Consider the following 9,459-nt stretch of genomic DNA (forward strand, 5'->3'; position numbering starts at 1 on the left):
AGGCGAGATCTTCAACATGTACCACGAGATCCCTTCGGTCGCGAAGAAAGCCGCCTGGGGCCTGCGCTATACCCGCTCGATCTCCGATCCGGAATTCGATACCGGCACCGTAGAGACCGACAAGGAACTGCTGCGCAACCTGATCGCCTACTATTGCGTGCTGGAAGGCATCTTCTTCTACTGCGGCTTCACCCAGATCCTGTCCATGGGCCGGCGCAACAAAATGACCGGCGTCGCCGAGCAGTTCCAGTACATCCTGCGCGACGAATCCATGCACCTGAACTTCGGTATCGACGTGATCAACCAGATCAAGATCGAGAACCCGCACCTGTGGGATGCCGAGATGAAGGAAGAAGCTACCCAGATGATCCTGCAGGGCACCCAGCTGGAGATCGAATACGCTCGCGACACCATGCCGCGCGGCGTACTGGGGATGAACGCGGCAATGATGGAGGACTACCTCAAGTTCATCGCCAACCGGCGTCTGTCGCAGATCGGCCTGAAGGAAGAATACCCGGGCACCACCAACCCGTTCCCGTGGATGAGCGAGATCATGGACCTGAAGAAAGAGAAGAACTTCTTCGAGACCCGTGTGATCGAGTACCAGACCGGTGGCGCGCTGAGCTGGGACTGAGTTCCACGTTCACCCAACCGGCCCCACGAAAAGCCCTGACCTGGTCAGGGCTTTTTTATGGCCGCTTCTATATGGAGAGTTCCCACGCAAGGTGATTCGATGGATCCGGTAAGGCACGCCGAGCGCCTCGAGCATGATCAGGATCTTGTGCCCGTTGGCCGTCGGCGCGAAATAGAGTGAGTACATGGCAATGGCTCGCAACAGCCAGGCGCAGGCCAGAGCGCGGTCGGGCCAGGCCGCGCCCAGGGCTCAGGCGATCGGATAGCGCTTGAACAGTTCAGTCTGTTCCAGGCGCGCGGCATGGGCCTTGAGTGCCGGGAAGCCATCGGCCTTGACCACGTCGGGCAGCATCAGCTGCATGAACGACCAGGCCACGGCACTGGTGACGGCGGCCTGGTCCGGCCGTTCGCCTGATGCCGGATGGGCCGCCAGTTGCTTGTCCAGCTCGCCACAGGCCGCCAGCAATTGCCGGGTCACCCGCTCGACCCAGGGCTGGTGGAGTTTTTCCGCCGGGCGAAGATTGTGTTCATAGACAATCTGCACGGCTTTCTCGCAGGCCGCCAAGGCCAGCCCCAGGGTACGCAGGGCCTGGGCCAGCGCCTGGGGGTGCGCTGGCAGCAGCTTGCTGGCGGGAGCGCTCAGGGTCTCGAAATAATCGATGATCAGTGTCGAATCCAGCAGTACGGAACCGTCGTCGAGCACCAGGGTCGGCGCCTTGACCACCGGGTTGACCCGGGAAAACGCCTCGAAGGTGCTGAACACCGACAGCGGGTCATGTTCGAACTTGATCCCCAGCAGGTCCAGGGAAATGGCCACCCGGCGAACATAGGGGGAATCCAGCATGCCAATGAGTTTCATCCATCACTCTCCTTAGTTGATATCGATTTCCAGCGCCGCCGTGCGACGCTTGAACAACTGGGCCAGGCGCCAGGAGCGCGGCTGCGCGGAACACTGCTCGGCTGGCGCCAGTTGCAAGACGCCTTCACCGTCGATCAGGGCCAGCCCGGCGGACAATTTCACCCGTTCACCGGGGCCGATCGCGAAGTCGACGCCGTCGGTGCTGATCCAGTGCTGGCCACTGACCGCCCGGGTGTAGCTGTCGTGGGCAAAACGTACCGAGAGCAGTTGCGCCCTGGCCAATGAAACTTGCAGGCCCTGGTGCTCAGCGCCATCGGGGCTGCCCGTGATCGTTTGCCGCTCCCTGTGTGCTGAGTCCATGGCATCCATCCTCTTGCCGGTCGAGACTTTACTAAGCCTTACACTAGTGACAACCTCGGCAGTTATATATCGATATTTTTTAGCATAACCAGTAAGAATAACTTACATGTCGAGCATTCCTCCGATCACCTGCCTGCGCAGCTTCGAGGCGGTTGCCAGGCTCGGTAGCGTCACCGCCGCCGCCAAGGAACTGCATGTCACCCATTCGGCCATCAGCCAGCAGATCAAGGTGCTGGAGGAGATCATAGGCGTCACCTTGTTCGTGCGTGAGGGACGTGGCCTGCGGGTCAGCGAGGACGGCCGGCTATATGCCCTGCAGATCCGCGAATCGCTGAGTGGAATCGCCGAAGCCACGCGGCTGATCAAGACCCAGCCCAAATCCACGGAGCTGGTGGTGGCCGTCCTCCCTTCGTTCGGTTTCAGCTGGCTGTTGCCGCGCTTGCCGCGCTTCCAGCAATCGCAGCCGCACATCAGCATCCGCCTGCAGGCGAGCCTGGCGGTGTCGAACCTGACCCGGGAGTCGGTCGATGTCGGTATTCGCATGGGCAAGGGCGACTGGGACGGGCTGGAGCAGCACCTGCTGTTTCATGACGAGACGCTGGTGGTCGCCGCTCCGCACTTCAACGGCGGCGTGCTGCCACAGACCCCAGAGGAAATCATCAGCAGCACCATCATCTTCAACATGGAGTCCTGGCAGCCCTGGTGCCAGGCCGCCGGGCTGGACCTCGACGTGCCGCGCATCGGCCTGTGCAGCAACGACTCCAACCTGGTACTGCAAGCCGTGCGCCTGGGCCAGGGCATCGCCCTGGAACGCCGCAGCCTGGTGGACGATGCGATCAAGCGTGGAGAACTGGTGCAGTTGTCCCCGATCACCGCCCCCTACCCTTATCCCTACTGGCTGGTGCTGCCCAACCGGGAACGCTCGGAGATCAAGCAACGGGTGTTTTCCAGCTGGCTGGCCAACGAAGTCGACGAATACCTGAACCAGCTGGCACACGACAAACAACCAACGGAGTGAGCGATGGACCTGCACCCGCATGGCAAGCGCGTGATCATCACGGGCGGCAGCAGGGGCATAGGCTGGCCTGCGGGCCTTCGCCGCGGAGGGGCCCAAGCGGCGATCGTTTCCCGCGATCCGGCCAACCTCGAGGCGACCCGGGTCGAGTTCGCCCAGCGCGGCTGGCCGCTGCTCACGCATGCCAGGGACATGGCATCGGGCTTCGGTTGCGAGCAGGCCATGGCGAGCCTTGAAGAGCAGTTCGGCGCGCCGTTCCTGGCCAGCCCCGGGCCAGCGACGTGACCGGCGCGGTCATCGACATGGTTGGCGGGCTGCACCCTTCCCTTTAGCCACCGCTGGTTTGCCAGCGGTACGCAAAGAACAGGTGCAGGTCCTTGCCACTACCGCTATAAAGTCCCCTTTCCCGTCCAAGGACCCAGGCTCCATGAAATTCGCCACCGCCTACTGCATCGGCCTCGACGACAAGCTGTCGATTTATGACGTGCGGGACCTGAATTTCGACGAAACCATGGACTTCGACTCAGCAAGGGAAAGCTTCCAGTGCCCCAACGACGAATGCCGCCTGGCGTTCGAATCCAGCAACCAGCTGGGCACCTTCAACGCCAAGAACCTCAACTACATCCGTACCCCACACTTCAAGAACCTGCCCGGCACTCGCCATATAGCAGGTTGTCCCTACGGCGCCGGCAAGACGGCCGCCGATGGGGAAGGCGCGGCGAGCACGCAGGACCGCGAGGAACACTTCCCCTCGGAACTGCTGCTGGTGCGGCGCAAGTACCTGCGCAAGCCTGCCACCTCGGCCATCGCGACGGCCCCTTCAGTGGCCGCCCCGCCAACCGCTTCCGGCAAGACCGCCCAGCCCCACGCCGAGCATGACAACGTTCCGGACAAGACCAGCGTCTTCGCCCATCCGGTGGAGTGCTTCGTGTCGAACATCGACGACAAGGACCTGCTCAAGCGCATGCCGTTGAAGATCGGCGAACACACCGCGTCCTACGCCGCGTTCTTCAAGAAGATCGAGTACCTGCAAGACAACAAGGGCTTGATCTACTGGGGCAAGATCAAGCAGATCAAGGACTACACCCAGAGTTTTCGCATCGATTTCGCCCAGAAGGTCTGGTTCAAGGAAGACGGCCAGACCAGCAAGAAGCCCTATTCGGTCAACGTCTACCTGAGCAAGAAGCTGGTGGACAACTACCGCAAGCGCAAGGCCTTCCTCGAGGAGATCAAGCTCGCCATCGACAGCCAGCGTGAGTTGTATTGCTTCTTCTATGGTGTAACGCCCACCTTCAAGCAGGTACCGAGCAAGAAAAACCCCGAAGCGAGCTTCGGGGTTTTCAGCGCCGATATCCAGAACCTGGACCACTTGGTGATCCGCGAGGCTCCGGGGCTGGAAGCCCAGTGACCGGCCGGGCAGCGGCCATCAGCGCTTGGGCAGGTCCAGGGCCACGGCGCCAGGGTGCTTGCTCACCACCGAGTAGGGCAGCACGGCCCATTCCGGTCCATCGCAGGCCCGTTCCGCCCGGGGGAAATAGGCGCTGATGAACAGCCCCTTGGGGGTGAAATACCAACTGTTGTCGCCCCATACGCTGGCATCGCTGTAGTTGCAGCCATCGCCCTCGGTGGCCGGCTCGCGCATTTCACGCGGGTGCAAGGCCGTGAACTGCTTGACCAGCCAAGGCCCCAGCTGCTGGGTGTTGTAGTCGTACAAGGCACTGTATTGAGATGGCTTGGGCGGCTGGCCTTTGCCGACCCACAACACATCCGTCAGGGACAGGTCCCGGCCGCTGTCCACATCGATGTTCAAGGGCGAGTCGCCAAAATCCGGATGGGCACCGCCGCAGGTATAGCTGGTGGCGATGCTGACGCTGAGCACGGCCGAGTTGAAGAACCGCGGCTTGACGGTCTGCACGAACTCGCCGCCCTTGCCGGCCTCCAGCAAGCACTCGTGGTAAGCCGTCACCTCGCGCCACAGGCGCTCCATCAGCAATTGGTTGAGCCGCTCCTGACGCTCGCCCGGATAACCGGCAACCACCTTGAACATCGCCAGTTTCGACGATGGTTCGCTCCACCACTGCAGGGTGTAGCCCATGAACTCCTGCTGCTTGCCTTGCTTGAGCGTCAGGCCCAGCAGGCGCAGGTACGCGTACAAGTCTTCCCGATACAACTGCGTAAGGTAGGGCAGCGCGTCCGGCTTGGGTGCGTCGGCGCGGGCCGGTGCCAAGCGGACCTCCAGGGTCTTGCCCTTGGCTCCCTGCCACTGGCCCTGCCAGCCATCGGCGGAACCCTGCAACTGGAAAGCGGCCCGGGGCGGCGAATCCTTGGCATAGTCTTCACGACCTTCGCGCAGCTGCAATGACTGCCCGTCCAGCGCGCCCTCCAGGGCCAGGTCATGGTGGTACTTCTGGTAGAAATAACGCCCCGTGACCTTCTGTGGGTCGCTGATATCGATCTCCATCACGATCGGCATGTTGCCCAGGTTACCGACCAGGGTTTGGCGGGTAGACGAAGCCTGCGCGGTCGATCCCAGGATCGACAACAACAGGACAAGGAAAAGTCGGCGCATCAGTCCGTTGAACATGGAGGTTCCCTTGTAGTGGACACCGGGAGCCTTCCGCGGAAGCACCCGGCCAGGTTAGGCGGAAGTCGATTATGAACCGCGTCCCCAACACAATCGAGCCATCGAGCGTGACGTGCCCGTCACTTCAGGCACATGCTCAGCAGCACCAGGACCAGCAGCCCGATGTACACCCGTGCGTGTACGTGGTCCGGGATCCGGCCGATCCATGGCGTGGCCAGGCGAATGCCCAGCAGCGACCCCAGGGTCAGTACAAAAAATGCCAGCAGATCGACATAACCGACGAACCAGGGGCCCAGGTCGAAGCGGCTCAAGCCCGCCAGCAGCATGTAGGTGGCGGTGCCCGCCAGGGCCACCGGCACGCTCAAGGGATTGGCCATGGAGGTAGCCTGGGTCATGCTCAAGCCGCAACGACGCAACAGCGGAACCGTCATCACGCTGCCACCGACCCCGAGAAAGGTGGCGATCACGCCGATTCCCATACCGCCAAACATGGTTTGCGCGGCCCCCAGGTTGCGCGCTTGCAGGCCCTGGGCCGGGTCGAGAAAGCCGCGCCGCAACAGGCAATCGGCGATGGTGATAGCCAGATAGGCGATGAAGGCATAGCGGATCACCTCGCCATCGACCCACATCGCCGCTGCCGCACCGAGCGTCGCCCCCAGGCCGATATACCCGCCCAGCGGCCACAGGTAATGCCGGACCAGATTGCCTGCGCGCTGGTGCCGGCGACTTGCGACCAGGGCGTTGACGATCATCACGCAGGTGGAGGTGGCCACGGCAATATGCATCGCCGATTGCCCGGCCGCCGAGTCCGCCCCATGGCTGGCCAGCAGCATCCAGTACAGCAGCGGCACCACCACGAAGCCCCCGCCGAAGCCGAACAGCACGGCGCTGATGCCCGTCATGCAACCAAAAAGTGCCAGCAATAGATAGAACATCGAACAGCATCCGTCAGCCAGGGAAAGCCCGGACGATAGAACGCCAGCACTTGGCCGGCTTCAGCAAGTCAGCCAATAATGTTGGCGTTTACGCCAGGCACGGGACTCGTCGGCATGCGCAATATCCCCATCGACCAACTGGACCAGACGCCACGCCCGGTACTGGCCATCGGCACCGATTACGCCGACGGCCAGCGCCTGCCCCGCCACCGCCATCGACGAGCGCAGCTCTTGTACGGCGCCACCGGCGTCATGCAGGTGACTACCGAGCAAGGTAACTGGGTGGTTCCGCCCCAGCGTGCGGTGTGGATCCCGCCCCAGGTGGAACATGCTGTGCTGATGCTCGGGGTCAGTACCCGCAGCCTGTACATCGAGCCTGATGCCGCCCCGTTGGACAGTCGTGGTTGCCAGGTCATCGGCGTGTCGCCGCTGTTGCGCCAGTTGCTGTTGGAGGCGGTGCACATCCCCCTTGAATACGACCAGCAAGGGCGCGACGGCTTGCTGATCGAGTTGCTGCTGCGCGAACTGCAACGCTGCCCGCCATTGCCCCTGCACATTCCGCTGCCCACTGCAGGTCCGCTGCTGGAATTGTGTCAGGCCTTCCTCATGCACCCCGATATCCACCAGTCGCCCCAGGCCTGGGCCCAGCAGTTGCATGTCAGCCTGCGTACCTTCAATCGCGGGTTTCGCCAGCAGACGGGCATGAGTTTCATTCAATGGCGCCAGCAGGCCTGCGTGGTCCAGGCCCTGGCTCGCCTGGCAGCGGCGCAGAGCGTGACGCGAATCGCCCTGGACTTCGGCTACGACAGCCCCGGGGCATTCTCCACCATGTTCCGCCGGGTGCTGGGGCACTCCCCCACCACCTACCTGAATCACCTGGAATCCAAGCCGGGAAAGACCTTGTGACCAAAGGTCCGCGCAGCACCCGCAATCGGGTTTGATCCGCAAGCCGAATAACTGTACAAATATACAGTACAATTCACTGCATCGACCTTCCGGAGAAAACCCATGGCCTCTCTAGCGATGAAAATCACCCTGGAACGTATCGCTCTCTATCAGTTCACCCCAACGCACTGCACCCAAGCCCGCGACATGCTGGATTGGGACATGGAACGGCTGTCCCGCGAATCCACGGTGTCGGTACAGGCGATCCAGCGTTTCGAAGCCGGTTTCGACGTCCGTGACGTGACGCGCCTGGCCCTGGCATTCTGCCTGGAAAGTCAGGGGCTGGTGTTTTTCCCGGGCTTCGCCCCTGGCCGGGGCATGAACATCAAGGGGGCGACTCCCAACCCAATGGAGCGCCCGGACTACGCCATGATCGAATGACCCCGCGCCAGGGGCTGAAAACATCCGCCCGCGGAGGAAACAGCTCACCGCCGGAATCCGAGGTCAAGCAGACTGGAGGCCCACCTCTTCCTGCGCCCCTTCCACCTCCAGCCACCAGGCCATTCCCCGGTCGGGCTGGCCGAGGTTGAAGAGTTGTCCCATCTGTGGGGTAGCGATATTGATGCTGCGTTCCCAGGCCAAGGCCAGGATCCGGTCGAAGGGCTCATGCCAGGCATGCATGGCCAGGTCGAAGGTGCCGTTGTGGATCGGTAGCAGCCACCGGCCCTGCAGGTCGATATGGGCCTGCAGGGTCTGCTCTGGCTGCATGTGCACATGCGGCCATTCAACGTTGTAGGCGCCGGTCTCCATCAGTGTCAGGTCGAACGGGCCGTATTGTTGGCCAATGCGCTTGAAGCCATCGAAGTAGCCGGTATCGCCGCTGAAGAAGATCCGGGTCAGTCCATCGATCATCACCCAGGAGGCCCACAAGGTGCGGTTGCCATCGAACAGGCCCCGCCCGGAGAAGTGCTGCGATGGTGTGGCGATAAAGCAGATGCCTTCGATTTCACATCCCTGCCACCAGTCCAGTTGCCGTACCTTGGCTGCGGGCACGCCCCACTTGATCAGGGTATCGCCCACGCCCAGGGGGGTGAGGAAGTGCCGGGTCTTGCTGGCCAGCGCCAGTACCGTCTGGTGGTCCAGGTGATCGTAATGGTCGTGGGAGAGGATGACCGCCTCGATCTCCGGCAATGCCGCGAGGCTGATGGGCGGCTGATGGAAACGCTTGGGTCCGGCCCATTGCACTGGCGAAGCCCGTTCGGCGAACACGGGGTCGGTGATCCAGAACTTGCCACGCAGCTTCAGCAACACCGTGGAATGTCCAAGCCTGAAGACACTCTGGTCCGGCGCAGCCAGCAGTTGTTCGCGGGTCAGGGGCTGCACCGGGATGACGCCGGACGGGCGGGTATTGCGCGGCTTGTGGAACAGCATGTTCCAGAAGATCTGCAAGGTCTTGCCGAAGCCTGCGCGACGCACCGGGGCGTGGTTGCGAAAGGCTCCCTGTTCCTGGCGCGAGGTTTCCTGGCGAGGAACAGGGGTGACGCTGGAAGAGACAATGGTCATGACTTGAATGACTCCACGGAACGCCGCGAAGGGCCGGCGTTGCGCTGCAGGATGATCTTTCGGCCTTGCACCCAGGCACCGACCGCGGATCATCGTTTCGAAGGAAACTACACTACACAGTGTAGTTTCTACATTGCAACAGGATTAAGACAAAGTAGACTGCCGGATGCTTTTCCCGACCACCCGGAACGAACCCGATCCATGACAGCTCCGACGCGCCGCACCGACCTCAAGCGCAACGCCATCGTCCAGGCGGCGATCAGCGAGTTCCGCGCCTGTGGTTTCGACATCACCAGCATGGACAAGATCGCTGCCACGGCGGGAGTTTCCAAACGCACGGTGTACAACCATTTCCCCAGCAAGGAAGAGCTGTTCGCCGAAATCCTCAACCAACTCTGGGCCAGCATCAGCGCACAAGCGGAGATCACCTACCGCCGCGACCAGCCCCTGCGTGAACAACTGGCCAGCCTGCTGCGGGCCAAGCTGCAATTGCTCGCCGACGATAATTTCCTCGATCTCGCACGGGTGGCCATCGCCGCGGCCATCCACTCGCCGGAACGCGCGCAGGACATGGTGGCGCGCATGGGGGAGCGGGAAGAATCCCTGAGCCGCTGGATCCGCGCAG

12 protein-coding genes are annotated in these 9,459 nt (G+C 62.4%); 7 read left to right on the plus strand and 5 right to left on the minus strand.

Annotation, left to right across the window (positions count from 1 at the left end):
- Positions 1-634: ribonucleotide-diphosphate reductase subunit beta (locus ACK6AU_RS30400; RefSeq protein ID WP_409303366.1), on the plus strand; the 634-nt coding region annotated here is incomplete at its 5' end.
- A gap of 249 nt (positions 635-883) precedes the next feature.
- Here the strand turns inward: ACK6AU_RS30400 and ACK6AU_RS30405 are convergent.
- Both ACK6AU_RS30405 and ACK6AU_RS30410 read right to left on the minus strand, forming a co-directional pair.
- Positions 884-1,492 (minus strand): glutathione S-transferase, encoded by a 609-nt coding sequence (locus ACK6AU_RS30405; RefSeq protein ID WP_185701475.1) that lies wholly within the window; start codon positions 1,490-1,492, stop codon positions 884-886.
- A gap of 12 nt (positions 1,493-1,504) precedes the next feature.
- Entirely contained in the window at positions 1,505-1,852 is a 348-nt protein-coding gene (locus ACK6AU_RS30410; protein ID WP_409303369.1) for a hypothetical protein, read from the minus strand.
- Positions 1,853-1,958: 106 nt separating this feature from the next.
- Between ACK6AU_RS30410 and ACK6AU_RS30415 the strand changes: the two genes are divergently transcribed.
- The 3 genes from ACK6AU_RS30415 (at position 1,959) to ACK6AU_RS30425 (ending at position 4,275) form a co-directional block, all read left to right on the plus strand.
- A complete protein-coding gene (locus tag ACK6AU_RS30415; protein ID WP_185701473.1) occupies positions 1,959-2,870 on the plus strand; it encodes a LysR substrate-binding domain-containing protein in 912 nt (303 codons plus the stop codon).
- 3 nt (positions 2,871-2,873) lie between these two features.
- A complete protein-coding gene (locus ACK6AU_RS30420; protein WP_409303371.1) occupies positions 2,874-3,152 on the plus strand; it encodes a hypothetical protein in 279 nt (92 codons plus the stop codon).
- Positions 3,153-3,294: 142 nt separating this feature from the next.
- Complete coding sequence (locus ACK6AU_RS30425) at positions 3,295-4,275, plus strand: hypothetical protein (RefSeq protein ID WP_409303373.1); 981 nt, start codon at positions 3,295-3,297, stop codon at positions 4,273-4,275.
- Positions 4,276-4,293: 18 nt separating this feature from the next.
- Here the strand turns inward: ACK6AU_RS30425 and ACK6AU_RS30430 are convergent, their stop codons facing one another.
- Both ACK6AU_RS30430 and ACK6AU_RS30435 read right to left on the minus strand, forming a co-directional pair.
- A complete protein-coding gene (locus tag ACK6AU_RS30430; RefSeq protein WP_185701471.1) occupies positions 4,294-5,451 on the minus strand; it encodes a hypothetical protein in 1,158 nt (385 codons plus the stop codon).
- Positions 5,452-5,570: 119 nt separating this feature from the next.
- On the minus strand, positions 5,571-6,386 hold the full coding sequence (locus ACK6AU_RS30435; protein WP_409303375.1) for a sulfite exporter TauE/SafE family protein: 816 nt from the start codon (positions 6,384-6,386) through the stop codon (positions 5,571-5,573).
- 114 nt (positions 6,387-6,500) lie between these two features.
- On the opposite strand from ACK6AU_RS30435, the gene ACK6AU_RS30440 reads away from it, so the two are divergent.
- Positions 6,501-7,292: a helix-turn-helix transcriptional regulator gene (locus ACK6AU_RS30440; protein ID WP_185701469.1), complete on the plus strand. Its 792-nt coding sequence runs from the start codon at positions 6,501-6,503 to the stop codon at positions 7,290-7,292.
- Positions 7,293-7,394: 102 nt separating this feature from the next.
- Positions 7,395-7,712: an XRE family transcriptional regulator gene (locus ACK6AU_RS30445; RefSeq protein WP_185701468.1), complete on the plus strand. Its 318-nt coding sequence runs from the start codon at positions 7,395-7,397 to the stop codon at positions 7,710-7,712.
- Positions 7,713-7,775: 63 nt separating this feature from the next.
- Here the strand turns inward: ACK6AU_RS30445 and ACK6AU_RS30450 are convergent, their stop codons facing one another.
- Positions 7,776-8,834, minus strand: a complete 1,059-nt coding sequence (locus ACK6AU_RS30450; RefSeq protein ID WP_185701467.1) for an MBL fold metallo-hydrolase — start codon at positions 8,832-8,834, stop codon at positions 7,776-7,778.
- Positions 8,835-9,035: 201 nt separating this feature from the next.
- Here ACK6AU_RS30450 and ACK6AU_RS30455 point away from each other — a divergent pair.
- A partial coding sequence (locus ACK6AU_RS30455) for a TetR/AcrR family transcriptional regulator (protein WP_409303378.1) occupies positions 9,036-9,459 on the plus strand: 424 nt, incomplete at its 3' end.

This window comes from Pseudomonas sp. KCJK8993 (genome assembly GCF_046230915.1).
In the GTDB taxonomy this organism is placed as follows: Bacteria; Pseudomonadota; Gammaproteobacteria; order Pseudomonadales; family Pseudomonadaceae; genus Aquipseudomonas; species Aquipseudomonas piscis.